The following is a 23,022-nucleotide window of genomic DNA, read 5'->3' as shown; positions in this document are numbered from 1 at the left end:
TTTTCGTAGGAGCGAGCTTGCTCGCGAACAAGCCCCGCTGCGGACTCGGTTCGCGAGCAAGCTCGCTCCTACAAGAGCAGATACCTCCTCGAACGGGCAGAAAAAAGCCGCCCGAAGGCGGCTTCTTCAGCGCGGCAGCAGCCTCACAGCACCTGGCGCAGGAACGACTGCGCGCGGGCATCCTTGGGCTGGGCGAAGAACTCTGCCGGAGCGGCGTCTTCCAGCAGCTTGCCGTGATCGAAGAACAGCACGCGGTCCGCCACTTCGCGGGCGAAACCCATTTCGTGGGTCACGCAGACCATGGTCATGCCTTCCAGCGCCAGGGTCTTCATCACGTCCAGCACCTCGCCGACCATTTCCGGATCGAGCGCCGAGGTCGGTTCGTCGAACAGCATCACCTTCGGCTCCATGCACAGCGCACGGGCAATCGCCACGCGCTGCTGCTGGCCACCGGAGAGGCGCGACGGGTATTCGTTGGCCTTCTGGCCGATGCCGACCTTCTCCAGCAGCGCCTTGGCCTTGGCCTCGCGCTCGGCCTTGCCGCGCTTGCGCACGACTTTCTGCGCCAGGCACAGATTCTCCAGCACGGTCATGTGCGGGAACAGGTTGAAGTGCTGGAACACCATGCCGACTTCGCGGCGGTAGGCGTTGATGTCGGTCTTCGGGTTGGCGAGGTCGACGCCGTCGATGCTCACCGAGCCGGAGTCGAACTCTTCCAGGCCGTTGAGGCAGCGCAGGAAGGTGGACTTGCCCGAGCCGGATGGCCCGATCACCACCACCACTTCGCCGCGGGCGACGCCGGTGCTGACGTCGTCCACCGCGCGCACGACCAGCCCGCGGGTGTCGTAGACCTTGGTCAGATTACGCACTTCAATCACTTTGGCCGAGCCTCCGCTCCAGACGCCCCGCCAGATGCGACAGCGGCAGGTTGATCACGAGATAGAGCGCGGCGACGCAGAACCAGATCTCGAACGTGGAGAACGAGGTGGTGATCGCCTCGCGGCCGCTCTTGGTCAGCTCGGTGATGGCGATCACCGAGACCAGGGAAGTGTCCTTGACCAGGCTGATGAACTGCCCGGCCAGCGGCGGCAGCACGCGTTTGAAGGCCTGCGGCAGGATCACGTGGCGCATCGACTGCGCAGCGTTCAGGCCCAGGGAGCGTGCGGCTTCGTCCTGGCCACGGGCAATGGACTGCACGCCGGCACGAACGATCTCGGCCACATAGGCGCCGGTGAACAGCGCCAGTGCCGCCACCCCGGCGAACTCGCGGGAGAGGTTCAGCACGGTGCCGATGAAGAAGTAGAAGATGAAGATCTGCACCAGCAGCGGCGTGCCGCGTACCAGCTCGACGTAGAGGGTCGAGAGGTCGTGCAGGGTCGGATTCTTCGACAGGCGGCAGAGACCGGTGAACAGACCGATGAACAGGCCGAACGCACCGGAAACGAAGGAAATCCACACCGTGGTCCACAGGCCCCAGGCCAGCGGGCCGGCGGCCCAGTGGCGAGTCGAGCCGACCACATCGCCCTCGGCGACGTCGTCGTTCTCGGAGAACTGCAGGCTGTCGGCGGCCACGGTCAGCACCTGCTGCTTGCCGTCCTCGTCCTCCAGGGTGACGCGGGCATTGCCGCCCTGGTCCTCGATCTTCTCCACCCGCGAGACGTTGTCCGCACGCAGCGGTTCTTCGGCCTGGTAGGCGAAGTACTGCGGGACGCGATTCCAGCGCCACTCGTAGGAGATCAGCGAAGTGGAGTACCAGAGGGCCAGGCCGATCATCAGCAGGATCAGTCCGGTCAGCCCGTGCCAGGGCCAGGTTGCGCGTTTCGTTCTAGCCACGAATCTCTACCGTGAAAATGCGAACGCGCAGGCTTGTGGCCTGCGCGTCGGGTCGACTTGCGTCAGACGTGGATTATTCCATGTCCTTGAGCCAGTCGGTGTTCTTGAACCACTTGTCATGCAGACGATCGTAGGTGCCGTCTTCACGGATCTGCTTGAGGAAGTTGTTGATGAAGTTGATCGAGTCGTAGTCGCCCTTCTTCAGGCCGAAGGCCAGCGGCTCGTAGGTGAATGGCTGGTCCAGGTGCACCAGCTTGCCGGCGCCGAACTTGCTCACGCCAACGACGTTGTAGGGCGAGTCGTAGATGAAGGCGTCGGCCTTGCCGTTGACCACGTCCATGACCGCTTCGGGCTCGTTGTCGAAGCCGTGGTACTGGGCCTTGGACAGCTGCTTCTTGGCAACGAATTCGCCGGTGGTGCCGATCTTCGAGGTGATGCGGTATTTCGCATCGTTCAGGTCCTTGTAGGACTTGATCTCGCCTTGCAGCTCCTTGCGGATCAGCAGGGTCTGGCCGACCACGATGAAGGGATCGGAGAAGTTCAGGCGCAGGTTGCGTTCCTGGGTCAGGGTCATGCCCGAGCCGATCATGTCGAACTTGTCGGTGAGCAGGGCCGGGATGATGCCGTCGTAACCGGTGGAGACCAGCTCCAGCTTGACGTTCATGGCCTTGGCCATGGCCTTGAGCAGGTCCACTTCGAAGCCGACGATCTGACCGCGCTTGTTGGTCATCTCGAACGGCATGTAGGTCGGGTCCATGCCCACGCGCAGGGTGCCGCGCTTGGCCGCTTCATCGATGGCGCCGGCCTGAGCCGCGCTCACGCTGACCAGGGCGCAGACGCCCATCACCAGCGATGCCAGGTACTTTTTCATCCCCATACTCCCAAGCAAGTGAAAGAACTTCTTGTTTTTTCCAGCGATCGAATCGCGCGCGCCCAGGCATGCCGGGCACAGAAGGGTGCGAAGCGTACCCCATGCGGCGGATATCTCAATCTTTTCTGGATAGCTGGCGAAGGGTACCAGCAGCGGTGCGCGGGGAAAACAGGCTAAACCGCCACGCCTCCCTCGCCCCGGACGGGACGAGGGAGGCGCTGGGTCAGGATTGCGCGGCGGGCAGCGCCATGGCGCCCTGCTCCGCGACCGGTGCCAGGGGCACTGCCGGGGCATGGGCGTCGGCCTGCAGCGATTGCCGCCACGGGCCGATCCACTGTTCCTTGTCGCCCTGCCAGAGCGCCAGGTGCAGGCGCGACAGCGCCACCGGGTCGCTCAGCAGCGCCAGGCGGCGGTTGCCGTCAAGCTGCTCGGGGCCGGCTTCCAGCGCCTTCTCGACCAGCGCGCTGCGGGTCGCTTCGATGGCGGCGGACTGGCCGTGGCGGGCGGTGCCCATGGCGCAGGCCAGGGCGTTCAGCACCGGGTCGACGGCGGAACGGACGAAGCCGTCCTTCAGCGCCTGCCAGCGGTTCTGATAGGTGTACTCGTCGGTGGCACGCAGCTCGCGCGGGGTGTCGTATTCCTCGGGGATGAGGAACAGTTTCTCGTCGCGCGAGGCCAGGCCCAGCTTGACCCGGCTGCTGATCACCGAGACCGGGATCGACAGCATCAGGGCGCCGACGATGGGCGACAGCCACCACAGGAAGCGCGGGTTCAGCCACGCCACCAGCAGCGCCCAGCACAGGCCCAGCAGGGTCTGCAGGCCGTGGCGGCGAATCGCCTCGCTCCACGGGGTGTCGTCGTCGTCACGCTGCGGCGACTTCCACTGGGCTTCCCAGCCGAGGAACGCGGCCAGCACGAAGCGGGTGTGGAAGAGCATGCGTACCGGGGCGAGCAGCACGGAGAAGAACATCTCCAGCAGCATGCTCATGGTCACCTTGATCACACCGCCGTAGCCCTTCGCGCCCTTTGCCCAGATCAGCATGACGCTGAGCAGCTTGGGCAGGAACAGCAGAGTCAGGGTGGTGGAGAACAGGGCGATGGCCTTCTCCGGGTGCCACTGCGGCCAGATCGGGAACAGCTGGCGCGGCTCCAGGAAGTACTGCGGCTCCATCAACTGGTGCACTGCCAGCAGCGCGGTGGACAGCACCAGGAAGAAGAACCACAGCGGCGCCGACAGGTAGGACATCACGCCGGTGAGGAACACCGCGCGGTGCACCGGGTGCATGCCCTTGACCAGGAACAGGCGGAAGTTCATCAGGTTGCCGTGGCACCAGCGGCGGTCGCGCTTGAGCTCGTCCAGCAGGTTGGGCGGCAATTCCTCGTAGCTGCCTTCCAGGTCGTAGGCGATCCACACGCCCCAGCCGGCGCGGCGCATCAGCGCGGCTTCGACGAAGTCGTGGGAGAGGATCGCACCGGCGAAGGAACCCTTGCCCGGCAGCGGCGCCAGGGCGCAGTGCTCGATGAAGGGCTTCACCCGAATGATCGCGTTGTGGCCCCAGTAGTGCGATTCGCCCAGCTGCCAGAAGTGCAGGCCGGCGGTGAACAGCGGGCCGTAGACGCGGGTGGCGAACTGCTGCATGCGTGCATAGAGGGTGTCCATGCCCGACGCCTTGGGCGCGGTCTGGATGATGCCAGCCTCGGGGTTGGCCTCCATCAGGCGCACCAGCTTGGTCAGGCAGTCGCCACTCATCACGCTGTCGGCGTCCATGACGACCATGTACTTGTACTGGCCACCCCAGCGACGGCAGAAGTCGTCGATGTTGCCGCTCTTGCGCTTCACCCGGCGCCGGCGGCGACGGTAGAAGATGCGACCAAAACCCAGGGCTTCCTTGCACAGCTCGATCCAGGCCTTTTCTTCGGCCATGGCGATGTCGGGCTGGTTGGTGTCGCTGAGCACGAAGAAATCGAAGCGATCCAGCTCGCCGCTGGCCGCCACCGATTCGTAGGTCGCCCGCAGGCCGGCGAAGACGCGCGGGACGTCTTCGTTGCAGATCGGCATGACGATGGCGGTGCGGGCGTCGGCGGCAATCGGCTCGCTGCCCGCGCTGCTGCCGGAGATACGGTAGCGGTCGCGGCCGGTGAGCAGTTCCCAGAAGCCCATCAGGGCGGTCCAGAAGCCTGCCGAGACCCAGCAGAAGAGAATGGCGAAGAGCGCCAGCACGCCGAACTGGATGGCATAGGGCAGCACCTGTTCCAGGGTCTGCAGGAAGGTCTGGCGGTTGATCTCTTCGAGGTCGACGAAGGCCCAGCCCTGGTAGGGCAGGATGCCTTTCATGTAGTAGGTGGCGACGCTGGTCTGGCCGAGCATGAGCAGGACCAGGATGAACCGGCGCAGCGAGCCGACCCGCTGCCAGCGGGCCTTGGGCAGGTCGCGGGAAGGCTTGGCCGGGTTGCTGCGCCCGGTCAGGCGGCGCCAGCCGCGCATGATCGGGTTGGTGCGCCAGGGCTCGGGAATCACCTTGGTGCGCTGGATCGGCGGCGCGGCCTTGAGGTAGGCGCGGCCGTTATCGTCCATGCCAAGCATCTGCGCATCGTCCAGGTCCTGGCCATAGCCGTGGCGCAGACGCGCACCGACCGAGGCCAGCGCTGCGTCATCGCCCTGGGCATCGCCAGCGAGCTGCTCGTGCAGCTCGCTGAAGGAACCGGCCTGGGCCAGCTGCTCACGCTCCTGCGCCGAAAGGGGCAGGTGCGCGAGGTAGTCGGCCACCGGCGCGGTGGTAGCGGTGGAATTATTCATCGGCAGGCAGCTGGTAGCTCCAGGTTTCGGAAATGGTCTGGCCACCGTTCACCAGCGCAGCGCGCATTTCCGTCGGCTTCTTCGGATCCTTGACCTTGACTCGCAGGGTCAGGCGCCAGCCTTGGGTCACCGCGTTGTAGCGCAGGGAGTTTTCCTTCACCTCAGCGTTGTCGTCGGTGCTCACCTGGGTGCTCACCGGGGTGTCGCCGGCCAGCGCCTTGAGGGTCGGGCCGACGAAGTCGACGACCAGGGCGACGCTGCCGTCAGGCTGACGGATCAGGTTCTTCTGCTTCACGTCGCCGACCGAGCGCAAGGTCTGCATGACCCAGGCGTTCTTCGGATCGTGCAGGGCCTGCTCGTCCTTGGTCCAGCGCATGCGGTAGGCGAAGTCCAGCGGCTCGCCGACTTCCGGGCGCTTCTCGGGGTTCCAGAAGGCCACGATATTGTCGTTGGTCTCGTCCGGGGTCGGGATTTCCACCAGTTCGATGGTGCCCTTGCCCCAGTCACCCTGCGGCTCGACCCAGGCGGACGGGCGCAGGTCGTAGCGGTCATCCAGGTCTTCGTAGCGGGAGAACTCGCGGCCGCGCTGCAGCAGGCCGAAACCTTTCGGGTTCTCGACGCTGTAGGCGCTCACCGACAGGTGTTTCGGGTTGTTCAGCGGACGCCAGATCCACTCGTCGTTGCCAGCATGGATCTGCAGGCCGGTGGAGTCATGCAGTTCCGGACGGAAATTGTGCTCCGGCGACGGCTGGTTCGAGCCGAACAGGAACATGCTGGTCAGCGGCGCCAGGCCCAGCTTGGAAACCTTGTTGTCGCGCAGGAACACACGGGCCTTCACATCCACCACGGTGTCATTGCCCGGACGGATGGTGAAGCGGTAGGCGCCGGTCGCACGGGGCGAATCCAGCAGCGCGAAGATCACCAGGTGCTTGTCCTTGGGCTTGGGCTTCTCGATCCAGAACTCGCGGAAGCGCGGGAACTCCTCACCCGACGGCAGCGCGGTGTCCAGCGCCAGGCCACGGGCGGAGAGGCCCCACCACTGGTCCTTGCCGATGATGCGGAAGTAGCTCGCACCAAGGAAGGTGGCGATCTCGTCCTGCTTGTCCGGCGAGTTGATCGGGTACAGCAGGCGGAAGCCGGCGTAGCCCAGATCCTTGGTGGCATTGGCGTCGAATTTCAGCGAACCGAAGTCGAAACGCGAGGGATCGTACTTGATCTCCTTGACGTCGGTAGCGGTGACTTCGTTGATCTTCACCGGGGTATCGAAGTGCATGCCCTGGTGATAGAAACTGATCTTGAAGGGGGTCTTCTCGTCAGCCCAGTAGGCTTTCTCGTTACGGAAGCGAATCTGCTGGTAATCGGCGAATTTCATTTCGCTGAATTCCGATGGCAGGTTGCTCGTCGGTGCGCTGTACTTCTCAGCAGCCAGCGCCTTGGCCTGTTCGCCAACGTCGTCGAGATTGAAGGCCCAGGCATGGGTAGTGCTCAACGCCAACAGGGCGGAGCCGACCAGTCCGCGAAGGATTTGGCGCGAAAGCGGTTGTTGAACGGAACGGAAAATCACGAGTCCCCCTCGTCCGTGAACACAAAACGATTAAAGCCAGCAAAGGCGATGCCAATCTGCTGGCGATTGAATTCCGACCCCGGTGAGCCTGAATGATTCCCCGATTTTTTCCACGGGTACTTCTGACTCCCGGAGGCGCATTGTTCTAAGTACATAGCCCTAACCATCATCCCACGGCGTTATGACAAGCTGCCGCGCGTTCAAGCCTCCAGAAGAAAGGTCACCGGGCCGTCATTGACCAGGTGGACCTGCATGTTGGCGCCGAAACGTCCGGTGGCGACCATGGAATGACGCTCTCGTGCCTGTGCCACGAGCAGATCGAACAACGCGGCGCCCTTTTCAGGGGGCGCCGCGCTGGAAAAGCTCGGCCGCAATCCCTTGCGGGTATCCGCGGCCAGGGTGAACTGCGAGACCAGCAGCAGGCCGCCGCCGACATCGCTCAATGAAAGGTTCATTTTACCTTCATCGTCGGCAAACACTCGATAGTTAAGCAGCTTGTGCAACAAACGGTTTACCGACTCTTCATCATCCTGGGGTTCGATCCCCACCAGGGCCAGCAGCCCCTGGTCGATGGCGCCGACGATTTCGCCCTCGACCTCGACGCGGGCGCCGCGCACCCGCTGGATCAGACCCTTCATTCAGCCTCCGGCGGCAGGTTCAGCAGGCGCCGGCCGATCTCGTTGGTGGCGCGCACCAGCGCATCGGTGATGCCCGGCTCACCGGCCACGTGGCCGGCATCGCGGACGATCTGCAGCTCGCTGTTGGGCCAGGCCTTGTGCAGCGCCCAGGCGTTGTCCAGCGGGCAGACCACGTCGTAGCGGCCGTGGACGATCACGCCAGGCAGGTGGGCGATCTTGTGCATGTCGCGCAGCAGCTGGTCCGGTTCGAGGAAGCCGTCGTTGACGAAGTAGTGGTTCTCGATGCGGGCGATGGACAGCGAACGGTGCGGATCGGCGAAGCGATCCACCACCGCCGGGTTCGGCCGCAGCGTGGCGGTGCGTCCTTCCCAGGTAGACCAGGCGCGCGCCGCGTGCATCTGGGCGATCTGGTCCGGGCCGGTCAGGCGGCGATGGAAGGCGTGCAGCAGGTCGTCCTGCTCGTCGGCGGGAATCGGCGCCAGGTAGTCTTCCCAGTAGTCGGGGAACAGGCGGCTCGCGCCCTCCTGGTAGAACCAGCGGATTTCCTGCGGGCGGCAGAGGAAGATGCCGCGCACGATCAGCGCCAGCATCCGCTCGGGATGGGTCTGGGCGTAGGCCAGCGACAGGGTCGAGCCCCAGGAGCCGCCGAACAGCACCCACTTGTCGATGCCCAGGTGCTCGCGGATGCGCTCGATATCCTGCACCAGGTGCCAGGTGGTGTTGTTCTCCAGGCTGGCGTAGGGCGTGGAACGGCCACAGCCGCGCTGGTCGAAGGTGACGATGCGGTAGATATTGGGATCGAAGAAGCGTCGCGACATGGCATCGCAACCGGAGCCCGGGCCACCATGGATGAACAGAACCGGCAATCCGTCGGGCGTGCCGCTCTCGTCCACATAGAGGACGTGGGGCTCATCGACGGCCAGTTCGTGGCGGGCGTAAGGCTTGATTTCCGGATACAAAGTTTGCATGGCTCGCTCCTGGATCAGTGCGTACGGTCGCTCCCGGACCAGTAACCATCCTAGGGCCTGCTGCCTACTTATAGAAAGTCGCGTTGCCGCAGCGCGACTTCCGTCGAAAGTCTTCGGCCCCCACGGTGTCGGGCATGATACTCGGGCCAGCGAAAAACCCATAAGGGAGTTAGTGAGCCATGCCACGGAAGTTGTTTCTTTCTCTGTTCCTGCTGTTGCTCGCCCTGACCGGCTGCGGCCGCGACGACCCGCGCGCGCAACTGGACGCCGCCGTCAAGCAACTGCAGGACAACCTCGAAGCCAAGAATAGCGGGGCCGTGATCGATCAGCTGGCCGGCGATTTCCGCGCCAACGGCGAGTTCGACCGCGACTGGGCCAAGCGCACCATGACGTTGCTGTTCCTGCGCCACCAGCAGGTCAAGGTGATCCTGCTCAGCAGCGAGAGCCGCATCGATCCGACCTACGCCAACCGCGGCCATACCGACGCGCAGGTGGCCCTCACCGGCGCCGAGAGCTTCATCCCCGACAGCGCCGGGCATTATTCGGTGAAGCTGGAATGGTGGCGCGACGGCTCCGAATGGAAACTGGCGAGGCTCGACTGGCAATGACATCCCCCCTGCAACACCGCATCCGCGCCGCCGGCCTGCTGCTGCGCAACGACGAAATCCTGCTGGTGCGCCACGAGGTGGCCGGGGACGTTTACTGGATTCCGCCGGGCGGCGGCTTCGAGTCGGACAAGGACGAATCCACCCGCGACACGGTGCGCCGCGAGTGCCGGGAGGAAACCGGGCTGGCGGTGGAAGTCGGCCCGCTGGTCTATGTGCGCGAGTTCGCCGAACCGGTGGCGGGGCGCTTCCACATGGAGCTGTTCTACCGCGTGGATGCCTGGGACGGCCGGGTCAGCCTGGACAACCTGCGCGGTCTGGGTGGCGATGAGTTCGATATCCGCGAGGTCGCCTGGGTACCGCGCCAGGAGCTGCCACGCCTGCCCCACTACCCCGCCGAATTGCTCGACGACGTCTGGGAGCGGCTGGCCGAGGCGCAGCCGCTGATCCGCCACCTCGGCCTGCAACGCTAGCGGCGTTACTGCACCGGCTCGCTGGTGGGCTTGGCGATGATCGCCTGCAGCTCGGCGGTCATGGGGAATTCCAGGTTGAGGTTCTTCGGCGGGATCGGCTGTTCGAACCAGCGCTGGTAGATGCCCTTGATCTCGCCCGAGGCGTAGAGGTCGGCCAGGGTCTGGTTGACCAGGGCGAGGAACTGCGGATCGTCGCGGCGCACCATGCAGGCGTAGATTTCCCGCGACTGCGGCTCGCCGACCACCACCCAGTGGTGCGGGTCGCGGGCCTTGGCCTTCTCGCCGTAGAGCAGCGCGTCGTCCATGTAGAAGGCCACCGCGCGGCCGGACTGCAGCATGAGGAAGGCTTCGCCGTGGTCCTTGGCGCTGACCACGTTCATGCCCAGCTTGTGCTCGGCGTTGTAGGCCTTGAGGTAGCGCTCGTTGGTAGTACCGGCGGTGGTCACCACGTTCTTGCCCTTGAGGTCATCGAAGCCCTGGATGCCGCTGTCCTTGGCGGTCAGCAGCTGGCCCTTCACGTAGATGAAGCCGTAGGAGAAGGCGACCTGCTTCTGGCGCTCGGCGGTGACGCCGGTGGAGCCGCACTCCAGGTCGACGGTGCCGTTCTGCACCAGCGGGATGCGCGTCTGCGAGGTCACCAGGTTGTACTTCACCTTGAGGTCCGGCTTGTCGAGCTTCTGGCGGATGCGCTCGACCACCTTGCCGGCCAGGTCCACCGAGTAGCCCATGGGCTGGCCGCTGTTGTCGCCCAGGTAGGAGAACGGCACCGAGGCGTCGCGATAACCCAGGGTTATCGTGCCGCGATCAGCGACTTTCTTCAGCGTGCCATCCAGCGCTTCGTTCGCCTGCGCCAGCGCGCAGACCAGGCTGGACGCCGCCAGCATTCCCAGTGCGAGTCGTTTCATGGGTTCGATCCCTCTTGTTGTTGTGAGTCGGGTTGAGGTTCAGGGGCGCGCGGCAATCACGGTGATTTCCACCAGCACCGACGGCCGCGCCAGCAGCGCCTGCACCGTGGTGCGGGTCGGCGCGCAACCTTCGGGCAGCCAGGCGGACCAGACGCCGTTCATGGCTTCGAAGTCCGCGGCGATGTCCTTCAGGTAGATGGTCGCGCTGAGGATATTCGCCTTCTCCGTGCCGGCTTCGGCCAGCAGTGCGTCGATCTTCGCCAGCACCTCGCGGGTCTGGCCCTGGATATCGCCGGCCTGACCGGGCACCTGCCCGGAGAGGAACACTAGCGAGCCGAAGACCATAGCGCCGGAAAGGCGGTCGTTGGTGGCGATGCGTGTGAGTTGCATGGTGAGTCTCCCTATCCGATGGAATCAGCCGGCCAGCCGTTCGGGCGTCAGGCCGCTGGTGTCGATACCGGGTTTGCGCCCGCTGATCTGCGCGGCGATCAGCTCTGCGCTGCCGCACGCCAGGGTAAAACCGAGAGCGCCGTGACCAAGATTCAGCCAAAGCCCGCGCGGCCCGCAGGCGCCCACCAGCGGCACGCCGGCGGGCGTGGCCGGGCGCATGCCGGCCCATTCGATGGCGGCGCCGTAGTCGCAGGCGTCGGGCAGGGTGTCCGCCGCCTGCTGGCGGATCAGCGCCAGCCGCTTGGGCTCCAGGCGCGGGTCGAAGCCGACGATGTCGACCATGGCGGCAATGCGCAGGCGCTCGCCAATACGTGCGTAGACCACCTTGCGGTCGTAGTCGGTGAGGCTCACCTCCGGCGCGTGGTCGCCCGCGCGGATTGGCGCGGTGAGGCTGTAGCCCTTGAGCGGATAGAGCGGCAGACGCGGCCCGCGCGGCAGCAATGCGGCGCTACGGTAGCCGGCAGCGAGCACCACGTGATCCGCCTCGAAGCTTTCCACACCAGCCGCCCCGCCCGCCTCGACTCCAGCCACGGCGCCGTTGCGCAGGATCAGCCGCGACGCGGGATGGCCATAGAGAATCCGGCAGCGCCCGGACGCCTGTAGCCGCTCGGTCAGCCGCTGGCAGAACAGGAAGCAGTCGGCGACCTCCTCGTCCGGCGTATGAATGCCACCGACGAAGGGCGCGCGCTCCAGCGCCGGGTCCAGCTCGCGGCATCGCTGCGCCGAGAGCACGAATTGCGTGGAAGGATCGGACAGGTTCTGCCGCGCGCTGCGCAAGCTGCCTTCGTCGCGGAAGGCCACCAGCTTTCCGTTGCGCCGCCAGTCGAAGCCGTCCAGCCCATCCTCGCGCCACTGTGCCAGCGTGGCCTGGCTGAACAGCGCGAGGCGCAGCAGGTGTTTCGCGTTGGCCTGGTTCACCGAGCGCCGGCAGGCAGCGGTGAACTCCAGCAGCCAGCGCCATTGCGCCGGGTCCAGACGCGGGCGCAGGCGCAGCGGCGAGTCGCCGCGCAGCAGCCAGCCCAGCGCCTGCTGCGGCACGCCGGCATCGGCCAGCGGCGCCACGTAGCGGTACGACAGCTGGCCGCCGTTGGCGAAGCTGGTTTCCAGCCCGGCCTGATCCCGCGCTTCCAGCACGGTGACCTCGAAGCCTTCGAGGACCAGCGCCTGGGCCGTGGCCAGCCCGACCACGCCCGCGCCGATGATGCAAACCCGCTGCGCCATTGCCTTCTCACTGCCCATCCATTCCTGGCCCCGACCTTAGGCCCGGGTGACAGGCGGCGAACAATGAATAAACATGGGCAACCCATAACCTTGCGTTATACGCATCGGTTATCCACACAAGGGAGACGCCCATGCGCCTGCGCCATATCGAAGTGTTCCAGGCCATCCGCGAGACCGGCTCGGTCAGCGGCGCCGCGCAACTGCTGCACGTCTCGCAGCCAGCAGTCACCAAGGTGCTGCAGCATGCCGAGCAGCAACTGGGCTTCCCGCTCTTTCTCCGTGTTCGCGGAAAGTTGCAGGCGACACCCGAGGCACTGGAACTGGAGCGCGAAGTGGCCAAGGTCAGCGAAAGCCTGCAGGGCGTGCGGCGCCTGGCGCAGAGCCTGCGCGGCCAGCCGGAGAACCGCCTGCGCGTGGGCGCCACGCCGGCCATGGCGCTGTCGCTGCTGCCGCCGGTGATCCGCGAATGGACCGACCGCTACCCGCAGAGCAGCTGCGAACTGGCCACCCAGCACTCCCGCGAGCTGGTGCAGAACCTGCTGATGCGTGAACTCGACCTCGCCCTGACCCTGCAGCAGAGCGACCACCCCGGCCTGCTCTCGCAGCCCATCGCCAGCGGCCCGCTGGTGGCCCTGGCGCCACGCGAGCACTGGCCGACTGAGCGCCTCGGCCAGCCGCTGACGCTGGACGAGCTGGCCGGCGAGCCAATGATCGGGCTGTCCACCTCCGACCCGCTGTCGGCGCGCCTGGAAAGCCATCTGGCCAACGTCGAACCGCCACCGCGCGTGCGCATCGCAGTGCAGACCTATGCACTGGCACGGACGCTGGTGGAAGCCGGCACAGGACTGGCGCTGGTCGACCCCTTCACCGCATTGGGCGCCGACGAACGCCTGACGGTGCAGCGCACCCTGTCACCCACCGTGAAGGTCACGCTCTACGCCCTGACCCGCGCCGACGAAACCCCGCCGCACACCCAGGCGCTGCTGCTGGAAATGCTGGTGCGGCACGCCGAGAGGCAACTGGCGCAGCACCGCTTCGAATAGTCCCTTGCTCGCGCGGGCGAGCAGACCGGGCAGAACGGCATGCCTGGTTTAAAGTGGCGGCCTCATCTGTGCCCTTCGGGTGCACCAGGACGACATTGAGTCGAACCGACAAGGAAAGCCATGTCTCGCGATAAAGCCGACGCACTGCACCAACAAGCCATGACCCTGGACGACCAGGGCGATAGCGATGCAGCCCTGGCGCTGTATCTCCAGGCCATCGAGCTGGCACCGGAGAAGTCGGAAACCCATTACAACATCGGCCTGATCTACAAATACCGCGGCGACTGGGCGGCCTCACAGCGCTACAACCAGCGGGCCGTCGACCTGACGCCAGACGATGAAGCGGCTAACTGGAACCTCGCCATCGCCGCCACTGCGCTACGCGACTGGAGCTGTGCGCGGGCCGTGTGGAACCGTCTGGGGATCGCCATCGAGCTGGGCGACCAGCCCATCGAGGCCGATTTCGGCATGACCCCGGTGCGCCTGAATGCCGACGAGAGCGCCGAAGTGGTCTGGGCGCAGCGCATCGACCCGGTGCGCGCCAGCCTGCTGAACATCCCCTACCCGGATTCGGGCTTCCGCCATGGCGACATCGTTCTGCACGATGGCGCCGCGGTCGGCTACCGGGAAAACCAGGGCCGCGAGTATCCGGTGTTCAACGTCCTGGAACTGTTCACCGCCTCCCCGCACAGCACCTATGAAGTCGACCTCCGGCTCGGCTCGCCGGAAGACCTCGACGCGCTGCAGCAACGCCTGGATGAGCTGGATATCGCCAACGAGTCCTGGTCGAAGAACGTGCGTGTGCTGTGCCGCCAGTGCTCGGAAGGCCATCCGCACGAGCAGCATGATCACGAGCTGGAGGAGGAAGAAAGCTGGCAGCAGGAGCAGTTGCTAGCTGTCGCTACCAGCGACGAAGCCCAACTGCGCGCGGTGCTCGCCGGATGGGCGAACGATCAGCGCGGTGTCGAGCACATCGAATGCACGCTGGAAGGCGTCCAGCCCTGAAGAAAAGACAGCCCCCTGCCGCACCGGGGAAGCGCCGCCGAGATGCGTGGTCCGGCGGCGCCGCGCCGACAGTCCCGGCGCGGCAGGAAGCTGCGTAAAACTCAGCGGCCGTAGCGCTCGCGGCCCCAGGCGATGAAGGTTTCCAGCATGCGCCGGAGTACCTGGGCGGTCGGCGCGGCAAGGTCTTCGCGGTAGCCGAAGGGCGCGTGCTCATCCATGTAGTTGCACTGCGCAAGCTCCAGCTGCACCGCGTGCACGTTGTCCTGCGGCTGGCCGTACTGGCGGGTGATATGCCCGCCCTTGAAGCGGCCGTTGAGGATGTGCCGGTAGGCCGGCGCATCGGCGCACACCGCAACCAGGCGCTCGGCCAGCTCGGCGTCGCAGCTCGCGCCACTGTTGGTGCCGATGTTGAAGTCCGGCAGCTTGCCGTCGAACAGGTGCGGGATCACCGAGGCGATGGAGTGGGCATCCCACAGCAGCACGTAGCCGAACTCGGCCTTCAGGCGCGCCAACTCGTCGGCCAGGGTGCGGTGGTAGGGCGTCCAGACTTCGGCGAGGTAACGCGCGCGCTCTTCGGCCGACGGCGTCTGGCCGTCCTTGAACAGCGGGCGGCCGTCGAACAGGGTGTCCGGGTAGAGGCCGGTGGTGGCGGTGCTGTACAGCGGCTTGTCGTCGGCCGGGCGATTGAGGTCGATGACGTAGCGCGAGTAACCGGCGGCCAGGGTGCTGGCGCCCAGCTCTTCGGCGAAGGCGTAGAGCTGGGGGATGTGCCAGTCGGTGTCGGCCAGCTCGCGGGCCTCGTCCACCAGGCCGTTTTCCACGGCCGGGGTCAGGCGGATGCCGGGGTGCGGCATGCTGACCAGCAGCGGCACGCGGCCGCGTTTGAATTCGAGAACGTTGTCCATGGGGCTATCTCCAGTACGGGCGAGATGTATGCATTGCGTGTAGGAGCGAGGGGGACGCCATCGTTATTGCTCGCGAACAGCCCCGCTGCGGAGCCCGGTTCGCGAGCAAGCTCGCTCCTACGAAGAGCAGATTCACAGCTCTTCGCCGTGACGAATGACGCGCTTGGGCAGGTCGCCGCCGAGCCAGTAGGCGAGTTCGGCGGGGCGCTGGATGTCCCAGGCGATGAAGTCGGCAACCTTGCCCGCTTCCAGGCTGCCGTGGCTGTCGGCCATGCCCAGCGCGCGCGCGGCATTGAGGGTGACGCCGGCCAGGGCTTCTTCCGGGGTCAGGCGGAAGGCGGTGCAGGCCATGTTCAGCATCAGGCGCAGGGACAGCGCCGGCGAGGTGCCGGGGTTGAGGTCGCTGGCGATGGCGATGTTCACACCGTGCTTGCGCAGGGCATCCATCGGCGGCAGCTGGGTTTCGCGCAGGACGAAGAAGGCGCCCGGCAGCAGCACAGCGACGGTGCCGGCTTCGGCCATGGCGATGGCGTCGCTCTCGTCCATGAACTCCAGGTGGTCGGCGGACAGCGCGCCATACCGCGCAGCGAGGCTGGAACCATGCAGCGAGGACAGCTGTTCGGCATGCAGCTTCACCGGCAAGCCAAGGCGCTGGGCTGCCTGGAACACCCGCTCGACCTGCGCAGGGGAGAACGCCAGGTGCTCGCAGAAGGCGTCCACCGCGTCCACCAGTCCTTCGTCGGCAAGCGCCGGGAGGATGTGATTGCAGACCTGCTCGATATATTCGTCGGCGCGGCCGGCATATTCCGGCGGCAGGGCGTGGGCGGACAGGCAGGTGGTGCGCACCGTCACCGGCAGTTCCTGCTCCAGGCGGCGGGCCACGCGCAGCATGCGTCGTTCGCTATCGAGGTCCAGGCCGTAACCGGACTTCACCTCCAGCACGGTCACGCCATCGGCCAGCAGCGGGCGGGCACGCTTGATGGCGCTGGCCAGCAGTTCGTCCTCACTGGCCTCGCGAGTGGCGCGCACGGTGCTGGCGATGCCGCCGCCGGCTGCGGCGATCTCGGCATAGCTGACGCCGTTCAGGCGCTGTTCGAACTCACCGCTGCGGTCACCGCCGAACACCAGGTGGGTATGGCAGTCGATGAAGCCGGGTGTAACCCAGGCGCCGCCCAGGTCGGTGCTCTGGATCGGGCGTTCGGGCAGTTCGGCGCGCGGGCCGATCCAGCTGATGCGCTCGCCCTCGGTGATGATCGCCGCGTCCTCGATGATCGAGTAGCGGCCGTCCTTCATGGTCGCTGCGTGGCAGTGCTGCCAGAGGTGTTTCATTGCAGTCTCCCGATGCTTGCGCCGACGCTGTGCAGCGCCGCCGGGTTGGCCAGCAGCTCGGCGGCGCGCTCGATGTCCGGCGCCAGCCAGCGGTCGCTGTCGTAGGCCGGCACCTGTTCGCGCAGCAGGCTCCAGGCGCAGTCGGTGCCGCTGCCGAAGCGCTGCGGCTTGAGGAATTCGAAGGCCTGGGCGGCCAGCAGGTATTCGATGGCGAGGATGCGCCGGCTGTTGTCGAGGGCGCGGCCGAGCTTGAGCGCGGCGCTGGTGCCCAGGCTCAGGTGGTCTTCCTGCAGGCCGGAGGTGACGTAGTTGTCCACCACCGCCGGCTGCGCCAGCTGGCGGTTCTCGCCGGCCAGGGAGGCGGCGACGTACTGCACGATCATCATCCCCGAGTTGACCCCCGGCTTGCTCACCAGGAAGGCCGGCAGGCCGCTGACCAGCGGGTTGATCAGGCGGTCCAGGCGGCGCTCGGAAACCCCGCCCAGTTCGGCCACGGCGATTGCCAGCAGGTCGGCGGCCATGGCCACGGATTCGCCGTGGGGGTTGGCCTGGGACACCACCCGGTAATCGTCCGGCGTGCCCAGCACCAGCGGGTTGTCGGTAGCGGAATTGAGTTCGGTCTCGATCTGTTTCGCTGCATGCTCCAGCTGGTCGCGGCAGGCGCCGTGGATCTGCGGCATGGAGCGGATGCTCAGGGCGTCCTGGGTGCGGATGCCCTTGCTGCTCGCGATGACTTCGCTGCCTTCGAGCAGAGCGCGCAGGTTGGCGCCGACCTTCTGCATGCCCGGGTGCGGCTTGAGCGCGATGATCTCGGCGTCGAAGGCGTCGATCTGCCCGCGCAGGGCCTCGAAGCTCATGGCGCCGATCACGTCGGCCCACTGCGCGAGGCGGGCCGCCTCGTCGAGGGCGAGGCAGCTCAGGCCGGTCATGCACGGCGTGCCGTTGACCAGGCAGAGCCCGTCCTTGGCGCCCAGTTGCACCGGTTCCAGGCCTTCGGCGGCCAGGGCGCGGGCAGCGGGAACGACTTCTCCGCGATAGCTCACCTCACCGATGCCCAGCAGCGCCACGCCGACGTGGGCCATATGGGTCAAATAGCCCACCGAACCCTGCGCCGGCACGCGCGGGGTGATGCCGTGGTTGAGCAGCGCCAGCAGCGCTTCCACCACGCGGCGGTGCAGGCCGGACTTGCCGTGGCTGTAGTTGGCGATGGCGGCGGCGATGATCGCGCGGGTCTGTTCGTCCTTCAGCGGCTCGCCCACGCCGCAGGCATGGCTGAGCAGGGTGTTGCGCGACAGCTGCGCCAGTTGCTCGCCCTGCAGCACCACGTTGCACAGCGCACCCAGGCCGGTGCTGATGCCATAGGCCCGCTCACCCCGGCTGACGATGCGCTCGACGATGCCGTGGGCGTTGTCGATGCGAGCCCAGGCGGCCGTCGACAGTTGCAGGCGCGCGCCCTGGCGCGCCACCGCGACCAGGTCCTGCCAGCGCAGCGGGCCGTTGCCGAAGGTGAGGGTGGAAGAGGACGACATGCGGAACTCCTGTAGGCGGGGAAGCCCCCTTCCCCGCCGGCGAATGGTGTTACAGCGCGGCGACGCGGCGCTGGACGAAGCGGTCGACGTACTCGTCGGCGGGCTTGTGGAGGATGTCGGCGGGCGCGCCCACCTGGATCAGCTGGCCGTCCTTGAGGATGGCGATGCGGTTGCCGATGCGCACCGCTTCATCGAGGTCGTGGGTGATGAAGACGATGGTCTTGTGCAGGGTCTTCTGCAGCTCCAACAGCTGGTCCTGCATGTCCGCGCGGATCAGCGGGTCGAGGGCACTGAAGGCTTCGTCCATGAGGATGATGTCGGTGTCCGCGGCCAGGGCGCGGGCCAGCCCGACGCGCTGGCGCATGCCGCCGGAAAGCTGGTGCGGGTAGGACTTCTCGTAGCCCTTCAGGCCCACGGTGGCGATCCAGTGCAGCGCGCGCTCCTGGCACAGCGCCTTGCTCTCGCCGCGGATCTTCAGGCCGTAGGCAACGTTGTCGAGCACGCTCTTGTGCGGCAGCAGGCCGAAGCTCTGGAACACCATGCTGATCTTGCGCCGGCGGAAGTTCTCCAGCGCGGCGGCGTCGTAGGCGAGCACGTCCTCGCCGTCCACCAGGATCTGCCCGCTGGTGGGATCGATCAGGCGGTTGAAGTGGCGCACCAGGGTCGACTTGCCGGAACCGGACAGGCCCATGATGACGAAGATTTCCCCGGCCTCGATGGACAGCGAGAGGTCGTTGACGCCGACCACGCAATCGGTGGCGGCGAGTACCTCGGCCTTGCTCTTGCCCTGGCGGATCATCGCCAGCGCCGAGTCGGCCTTGGCGCCGAAGATCTTGTAGACGTTCTTGACCTGGATCTTGCTCATTTGCTGGCCTCATGGTGGCGCGAGCGGCCGTAAGCCTGGGTGATGCGGTCGATGACCACGGCGAGGATGACGATGGCGAGACCCGCCTCCAGGCCCTTGCCGACGTTGAGCGTCTGGATGCCCACCAGCACGTCTTCGCCCAGGCCGCGGGCGCCGATCATCGAGGCGATGACCACCATCGACAGGGCCATCATGGTGGTCTGGTTGATGCCGGCCATGATGCTCGGCAGCGCCAGCGGCAGCTGCACGCCGAACAGTTGCTGGCGGCGGTTGGCGCCGAAGGCGGTGATGGCTTCCATCACCTCGCGGTCGACCTGGCGGATCCCCAGGTCGGTGAGGCGGATCAGTGGGGGAGCGGCGTAGATCACGGTGGCGAAGATCGCCGGCACCTTGCCCAGGCCGAACAGCATCAGCACCGGGATCAGGTACACGAAGCTGGGCATGGTCTGCATGATGTCCAGCATCGGCAGCAGCACGGCGCGGAAGCGGTCGCTGCGCGCCGCGACTATGCCCAGCGGGATGCCGATCAGCACCGAGATGATGGTCGCTACCATCATCAGCGCGAGGGTCTGCATCAGCTTGTCCCACAGGCCCACGGCCCCCACCAGGAACAGCAGCCCGACGATGACTACGGTCGGCAGGATGCGCCGGGTGGCGTGCCAGGCGATGCCGGCGACGATGGCCAGCATCAGCCACCAGGGAGTGGCCCGCAGCACGCTCTCCAGGTTGACGATGGCCCACAGAAGGGTGTCGGAGATGTGGCGGAACACGTCGCCGTAGTTGGTAACCAGGGCATCGACCCAACCGTTGACCCAGTCGGCGATGGAGAAAGTGAAGCGTTCGGGAAACATGGCACGTACTCGTCAGGAGTGGGCATCACCGGGGAAGCTGGGCCTCCCCGGATTCGGCGGCGTCAGAGCGCGGCCTGGACCTTCTTCGCAGCGTCCTCGCTGACCCAGGTGGTCCACACTTCCGGGTGCTCCTTGAGGAAGGCCTTGGCCAGTTGCTCGGAGGAGAGTTTCTCCTTGGCCATCTTCGCCAGGTTCTGGTTCAGCAGGTCGATGGGCAGGTTGACCTTCTCCAGCACCGCCACCAGTTCCGGCGCCTGGTCGTGGAAGACCTTCGACAGGCCGACCTGGATCTTCACGTCCTTGTTCACGCCCGGCTCGTCCAGCTTCACCAGGTCGGCCTGGCCCATCAGCGGCGTCGGCGACCAGTAGTAGAAGAGGATAGGCTCCTTGCGCTTGTAGCTCGACAGCACGGCGGCATCCAGGGCCGGGCCGGTGCCGGGGCGGAAGTTGGTGTACTTGTCCTCGAGGCCGTACTTCTTCAGCATCTCGGAGTTTTCCAGCTCGCAGGTCCAGCCGGCCGGGCAGTTGTAGAAGCGACCCTTGCCCGGCTCTTCCTGGTCGCGGAAGACTTCGGCGTACTGGCCAAGGTCAGTGACGGCCTTGAGGTTCGGCGCCTTGGCTTCGATGTTGCGCGCCTTGTCGCCCTCGATCACGAAGCGCGGCACGTACCAGCCTTCGGTGGCGCCGACGATGGGCGCGCCCACGCCGACCACCTTGTTGGCGGCGGCGGCCTTGTTCCAGGCGTCGCTGCGGCCGATCCATTCCTCGCTGAAGATCTGGATGTCGTTGTTCGCCAGCGCCTGCTCCATGGTGATGGAGTTGCCCGGCAGGCTGTCGGTTTCGCAGCCGTAGCCGTTCTTCAGGATGATCTGCATGAGGTCGGTGAGCAGCATGCCGCTCTCCCAGTTCAGCCCGGCGAACTTCACCGGCTTGCCACTCTCGCACCAGCCGGCGGCCTGGGCCGATGCCATGGTGCCGCCCAGCAGACCGGCGGACAGGAACAGGCCCAGCAGCGTCTTCTTGGTGTTGTTCATCTGATGCTCCTAAACGTGAATGAGGTTGGGCAGTGCAAGGACCGCGCAGGCTTGTGGCCGCGCGGCCGGGCCGGTCTGTTCAGGTGCGGGCCGGCAGGATCAGCCGGTCCGGTACTGCCCGCGTGACGCGGCGGGCGACCAGGTAATAGAGAACCGCAGGGACCACCAGGCCGATGATCCAGGAGATATCCACGCCACCCAGGGCATCCACCAGCGGGCCGGTGTAGAACTTGGTGGAAATGAACGGCAATTGCACCAGGACGCCGATCACATAGACGCTGATGCCGGGAATGTTCCAGCGGCCGTAGCGGCCATCCGGATCGGCCAGCGCCGGCACGTCGTAGTGTTCGCGGGTGATGCAGTAGTAGTCGACCAGATTGACCGCGCTCCACGGGGTGAAGAAGGCCAGCAGGAAGAGGATGAAGGGCTTGAACGCGCCGAGGAACGAATGCTGGCCGAGCAGCGCGATCAGCGTCGCAGCGCCGACGATCACCAGCACGAACACCAGGCGTTGCAGGCGGCTCACTTCCAGGTGGCCGCGGAAGCCGCTGATCACCGTGGCGATGCACATGAAGCTGCCGTAGGAGTTCAGCGTCGAGATGGTGATCTTGCCGAAGGCGATGGTGAAGTACAGCAGCGCGGCGACCGCGCCACTGCCGCTCAGGCCGACGATGTAGGCCACTTCGTGGCCGGCGAACTGGCCGTTGGCACCGGCGGCGGCGAACACGCCAAAGATCATCGCGACCTGCGCGCCGATCACCGAGCCTGCGCCCACGGCGAGGAAGGTCTTCACCGCAGAAGTCTTGCTCGGCAGGTAGCGCGAGTAGTCGGCGACGTAGGGGCCGAAGGCGATCTGCCAGGACGCGGCCAGGGACACCGCGAGCAGGAAGCTGCCCCAGCTGAAGTGGCGAATCTGCAGCAGCGCGCCGACGTCGCTCTGGCTCATCAGCCGGCTGAACAGGTAGATGAAAGCAATTATCCCGATGACGCTGGCGATGCGGCCGATGACGTGGATCACCCGGTAGCCGAGCACGGTCACCAGCACGATGACGCTGGCGAACAGCAGGATACCGACGCTGTCGCTGACGCCGAACAGCTGCCCCAGCGCCTGGCCGGACAACACCGTGCCGGTGGCGGTGAAGCCGAGGTACATCAGGCACACCAGCACGATCGGAATCGCCGCGCCGTAGACGCCGAACTGCACGCGGCTGGAGATCATCTGCGGCAGGCCGAGCTTCGGCCCCTGGGCTGCGTGCAGCGCCATCACGCCTCCGCCCAACAGTTGGCCGATGAGCAGGCCGATCAGCGACCAGAACACATCGCCGCCCAGCACCACGGCCAGGGCGCCGGTGACGATGGCGGTGATCTGCAGGTTGGCACCCAGCCACAGGGTGAACTGGCTGTAGAGCTTGCCGTGGCGCTCGGCCTCGGGGATGTAGTCGATCGAACGGACTTCGATCAGGGGTTTGGAGCTATCACTGGCCTGGGACATCGTTATTGTTCTCCCGAAGGGATTTCTTGTCTGTCGATGTACTGCTTTACGGACCAGGCCGCCGCACCACGCCGTGCGGCGGCCCTCTCCCTGGTCCTGGCTTGCTATCAGCGAATCACTTGCCGGTAATCATCGGCAGGTTCAGGCCCTGCTCCTTCGCGCAGTCGATAGCGATCTGGTAACCGGCGTCGGCATGGCGCATCACGCCAGTGCCTGGGTCGTTGGTCAGGACGCGAGCAATACGTGCCGCTGCTTCGTCGGTGCCGTCGCAGACGATCACCATGCCCGAGTGCTGGGAGAAGCCCATGCCCACGCCGCCGCCATGGTGCAGCGAAACCCAGGTGGCGCCGCTGGCGGTGTTCAGCAGGGCGTTGAGCAGCGGCCAGTCGGACACGGCGTCGGAGCCGTCCTGCATGGCTTCGGTCTCGCGGTTCGGGCTGGACACCGAGCCGGAGTCGAGGTGGTCGCGGCCGATCACGATCGTGCCTTCAGCTCGCCGCTGCGGACCATTTCGTTGAACGCCAGGCCGAGCTTGGCGCGCTGGCCCAGGCCGACCCAGCAGATGCGCGCCGGCAGGCCCTGGAAGCTGATGCGCTCGCGGGCCATGTCCAGCCAGCGGTGCAGGTGGGCGTCATCCGGGATCA

At 66.2% G+C, this 23,022-nt stretch carries 21 protein-coding genes and 1 pseudogene; 4 read left to right on the top strand and 18 right to left on the bottom strand.

What is annotated here, in order from left to right:
* Positions 1 to 143: 143 nt before the first annotated feature.
* The 7 genes from QO207_RS03065 to pip form a co-directional block, all read right to left on the bottom strand.
* The gene (locus tag QO207_RS03065; RefSeq protein ID WP_301479449.1) at positions 144 to 878 is read right to left on the bottom strand and encodes an amino acid ABC transporter ATP-binding protein; all 735 of its coding nucleotides are present in this window, start codon (positions 876 to 878) and stop codon (positions 144 to 146) included.
* Entirely contained in the window at positions 871 to 1,833 is a 963-nt protein-coding gene (locus QO207_RS03060) for an amino acid ABC transporter permease (RefSeq protein WP_301479447.1), read from the bottom strand. The genes QO207_RS03065 and QO207_RS03060 overlap by 8 nt, the downstream gene beginning before the upstream one ends.
* Positions 1,834 to 1,906: 73 nt before the next feature.
* A complete protein-coding gene (locus QO207_RS03055) occupies positions 1,907 to 2,704 on the bottom strand; it encodes a transporter substrate-binding domain-containing protein (RefSeq protein WP_301479445.1) in 798 nt (265 codons plus the stop codon).
* A 223-nt stretch (positions 2,705 to 2,927) separates the two neighbouring features.
* Complete coding sequence (gene mdoH / locus QO207_RS03050; protein ID WP_301479443.1) at positions 2,928 to 5,501, bottom strand: glucans biosynthesis glucosyltransferase MdoH; 2,574 nt, start codon at positions 5,499 to 5,501, stop codon at positions 2,928 to 2,930.
* Entirely contained in the window at positions 5,494 to 7,026 is a 1,533-nt protein-coding gene (locus QO207_RS03045; protein WP_301531525.1) for a glucan biosynthesis protein G, read from the bottom strand. Before QO207_RS03045 ends, mdoH begins: the two co-directional genes overlap by 8 nt.
* A 239-nt stretch (positions 7,027 to 7,265) precedes the next feature.
* Positions 7,266 to 7,703 (bottom strand): D-aminoacyl-tRNA deacylase, encoded by a 438-nt coding sequence (dtd, locus tag QO207_RS03040; protein WP_301479441.1) that lies wholly within the window; start codon positions 7,701 to 7,703, stop codon positions 7,266 to 7,268.
* On the bottom strand, positions 7,700 to 8,671 hold the full coding sequence (gene pip / locus QO207_RS03035) for a prolyl aminopeptidase (RefSeq protein WP_301479440.1): 972 nt from the start codon (positions 8,669 to 8,671) through the stop codon (positions 7,700 to 7,702). Before pip ends, dtd begins: the two co-directional genes overlap by 4 nt.
* A gap of 179 nt (positions 8,672 to 8,850) precedes the next feature.
* On the opposite strand from pip, the gene QO207_RS03030 reads away from it, so the two are divergent.
* Complete coding sequence (locus tag QO207_RS03030) at positions 8,851 to 9,279, top strand: hypothetical protein (RefSeq protein WP_301479438.1); 429 nt, start codon at positions 8,851 to 8,853, stop codon at positions 9,277 to 9,279.
* On the top strand, positions 9,276 to 9,749 hold the full coding sequence (locus tag QO207_RS03025; RefSeq protein ID WP_301479436.1) for an NUDIX domain-containing protein: 474 nt from the start codon (positions 9,276 to 9,278) through the stop codon (positions 9,747 to 9,749). Before QO207_RS03030 ends, QO207_RS03025 begins: the two co-directional genes overlap by 4 nt.
* A gap of 5 nt (positions 9,750 to 9,754) precedes the next feature.
* Here QO207_RS03025 and QO207_RS03020 read toward each other — a convergent pair whose 3' ends face one another.
* Genes QO207_RS03020 through QO207_RS03010 form a run of 3 tightly spaced genes read right to left on the bottom strand, consistent with a single transcriptional unit; the run spans position 9,755 to position 12,325 of the window.
* Positions 9,755 to 10,654 carry a transporter substrate-binding domain-containing protein gene (locus QO207_RS03020; protein ID WP_301479434.1) on the bottom strand — a complete coding sequence of 300 codons (900 nt, stop codon included), beginning with the start codon at positions 10,652 to 10,654 and terminating at the stop codon, positions 9,755 to 9,757.
* Between the two features lie 39 nt (positions 10,655 to 10,693).
* Positions 10,694 to 11,044 (bottom strand): RidA family protein, encoded by a 351-nt coding sequence (locus tag QO207_RS03015; RefSeq protein ID WP_301479432.1) that lies wholly within the window; start codon positions 11,042 to 11,044, stop codon positions 10,694 to 10,696.
* Positions 11,045 to 11,068: 24 nt separating this feature from the next.
* Positions 11,069 to 12,325, bottom strand: a complete 1,257-nt coding sequence (locus QO207_RS03010) for a D-amino acid dehydrogenase (protein ID WP_301479430.1) — start codon at positions 12,323 to 12,325, stop codon at positions 11,069 to 11,071.
* Positions 12,326 to 12,456: 131 nt separating this feature from the next.
* On the opposite strand from QO207_RS03010, the gene QO207_RS03005 reads away from it, so the two are divergent.
* A complete protein-coding gene (locus tag QO207_RS03005) occupies positions 12,457 to 13,368 on the top strand; it encodes a LysR family transcriptional regulator (protein WP_301479428.1) in 912 nt (303 codons plus the stop codon).
* Between the two features lie 120 nt (positions 13,369 to 13,488).
* Complete coding sequence (locus tag QO207_RS03000; RefSeq protein WP_301479426.1) at positions 13,489 to 14,373, top strand: tetratricopeptide repeat protein; 885 nt, start codon at positions 13,489 to 13,491, stop codon at positions 14,371 to 14,373.
* 101 nt (positions 14,374 to 14,474) lie between these two features.
* On the opposite strand, the gene hutG is transcribed toward QO207_RS03000, so the two are convergent.
* The 8 genes and pseudogenes from hutG to QO207_RS02960 form a co-directional block, all read right to left on the bottom strand.
* Positions 14,475 to 15,278, bottom strand: a complete 804-nt coding sequence (hutG, locus tag QO207_RS02995; RefSeq protein ID WP_301479424.1) for an N-formylglutamate deformylase — start codon at positions 15,276 to 15,278, stop codon at positions 14,475 to 14,477.
* A 132-nt stretch (positions 15,279 to 15,410) separates the two neighbouring features.
* Complete coding sequence (hutI, locus tag QO207_RS02990; RefSeq protein ID WP_301479422.1) at positions 15,411 to 16,607, bottom strand: imidazolonepropionase; 1,197 nt, start codon at positions 16,605 to 16,607, stop codon at positions 15,411 to 15,413.
* On the bottom strand, positions 16,604 to 18,136 hold the full coding sequence (gene hutH / locus QO207_RS02985; protein WP_301479420.1) for a histidine ammonia-lyase: 1,533 nt from the start codon (positions 18,134 to 18,136) through the stop codon (positions 16,604 to 16,606). The genes hutI and hutH overlap by 4 nt, the downstream gene beginning before the upstream one ends.
* Positions 18,137 to 18,185: 49 nt before the next feature.
* Positions 18,186 to 19,001 carry a glycine betaine/L-proline ABC transporter ATP-binding protein gene (locus tag QO207_RS02980; RefSeq protein WP_301479418.1) on the bottom strand — a complete coding sequence of 272 codons (816 nt, stop codon included), beginning with the start codon at positions 18,999 to 19,001 and terminating at the stop codon, positions 18,186 to 18,188.
* Positions 18,998 to 19,852 (bottom strand): proline/glycine betaine ABC transporter permease, encoded by an 855-nt coding sequence (locus QO207_RS02975; protein ID WP_045215843.1) that lies wholly within the window; start codon positions 19,850 to 19,852, stop codon positions 18,998 to 19,000. Before QO207_RS02975 ends, QO207_RS02980 begins: the two co-directional genes overlap by 4 nt.
* Before the next feature lie 62 nt (positions 19,853 to 19,914).
* Positions 19,915 to 20,886, bottom strand: a complete 972-nt coding sequence (locus QO207_RS02970; protein WP_301479416.1) for an ABC transporter substrate-binding protein — start codon at positions 20,884 to 20,886, stop codon at positions 19,915 to 19,917.
* Positions 20,887 to 20,965: 79 nt separating this feature from the next.
* On the bottom strand, positions 20,966 to 22,378 hold the full coding sequence (locus QO207_RS02965; RefSeq protein ID WP_301479414.1) for a cytosine permease: 1,413 nt from the start codon (positions 22,376 to 22,378) through the stop codon (positions 20,966 to 20,968).
* A 115-nt stretch (positions 22,379 to 22,493) separates the two neighbouring features.
* Positions 22,494 to 23,022 (bottom strand): annotated as a pseudogene (locus tag QO207_RS02960) (urocanate hydratase); the annotation flags it as partial.

The sequence above is a fragment of the Pseudomonas sp. CAN1 genome (genome assembly GCF_030462585.1).
Taxonomy (GTDB): domain Bacteria; phylum Pseudomonadota; class Gammaproteobacteria; order Pseudomonadales; family Pseudomonadaceae; genus Pseudomonas.
Note: the sequence above shows the minus strand (reverse complement) of the source record. Positions and strands in the feature narration are given on the sequence as shown.

What these genes read in the sequence shown, in the direction of transcription:
- QO207_RS03055 (WP_301479445.1), bottom strand. Translation starts at nt 2,704, where the DNA reads ATGAAAAAGTACCTGGCATCGCTGGTGATGGGCGTCTGCGCCCTGGTC.
- mdoH (WP_301479443.1), bottom strand. Translation starts at nt 5,501, where the DNA reads ATGAATAATTCCACCGCTACCACCGCGCCGGTGGCCGACTACCTCGCG.
- dtd (WP_301479441.1), bottom strand. Translation starts at nt 7,703, where the DNA reads ATGAAGGGTCTGATCCAGCGGGTGCGCGGCGCCCGCGTCGAGGTCGAG.
- pip (WP_301479440.1), bottom strand. Translation starts at nt 8,671, where the DNA reads ATGCAAACTTTGTATCCGGAAATCAAGCCTTACGCCCGCCACGAACTG.
- QO207_RS03030 (WP_301479438.1), top strand. Translation starts at nt 8,851, where the DNA reads ATGCCACGGAAGTTGTTTCTTTCTCTGTTCCTGCTGTTGCTCGCCCTG.
- QO207_RS03025 (WP_301479436.1), top strand. Translation starts at nt 9,276, where the DNA reads ATGACATCCCCCCTGCAACACCGCATCCGCGCCGCCGGCCTGCTGCTG.
- QO207_RS03020 (WP_301479434.1), bottom strand. Translation starts at nt 10,654, where the DNA reads ATGAAACGACTCGCACTGGGAATGCTGGCGGCGTCCAGCCTGGTCTGC.
- QO207_RS03015 (WP_301479432.1), bottom strand. Translation starts at nt 11,044, where the DNA reads ATGCAACTCACACGCATCGCCACCAACGACCGCCTTTCCGGCGCTATG.
- QO207_RS03010 (WP_301479430.1), bottom strand. Translation starts at nt 12,325, where the DNA reads ATGGCGCAGCGGGTTTGCATCATCGGCGCGGGCGTGGTCGGGCTGGCC.
- QO207_RS03005 (WP_301479428.1), top strand. Translation starts at nt 12,457, where the DNA reads ATGCGCCTGCGCCATATCGAAGTGTTCCAGGCCATCCGCGAGACCGGC.
- QO207_RS03000 (WP_301479426.1), top strand. Translation starts at nt 13,489, where the DNA reads ATGTCTCGCGATAAAGCCGACGCACTGCACCAACAAGCCATGACCCTG.
- hutG (WP_301479424.1), bottom strand. Translation starts at nt 15,278, where the DNA reads ATGGACAACGTTCTCGAATTCAAACGCGGCCGCGTGCCGCTGCTGGTC.
- hutI (WP_301479422.1), bottom strand. Translation starts at nt 16,607, where the DNA reads ATGAAACACCTCTGGCAGCACTGCCACGCAGCGACCATGAAGGACGGC.
- hutH (WP_301479420.1), bottom strand. Translation starts at nt 18,136, where the DNA reads ATGTCGTCCTCTTCCACCCTCACCTTCGGCAACGGCCCGCTGCGCTGG.
- QO207_RS02980 (WP_301479418.1), bottom strand. Translation starts at nt 19,001, where the DNA reads ATGAGCAAGATCCAGGTCAAGAACGTCTACAAGATCTTCGGCGCCAAG.
- QO207_RS02975 (WP_045215843.1), bottom strand. Translation starts at nt 19,852, where the DNA reads ATGTTTCCCGAACGCTTCACTTTCTCCATCGCCGACTGGGTCAACGGT.
- QO207_RS02970 (WP_301479416.1), bottom strand. Translation starts at nt 20,886, where the DNA reads ATGAACAACACCAAGAAGACGCTGCTGGGCCTGTTCCTGTCCGCCGGT.
- QO207_RS02965 (WP_301479414.1), bottom strand. Translation starts at nt 22,378, where the DNA reads ATGTCCCAGGCCAGTGATAGCTCCAAACCCCTGATCGAAGTCCGTTCG.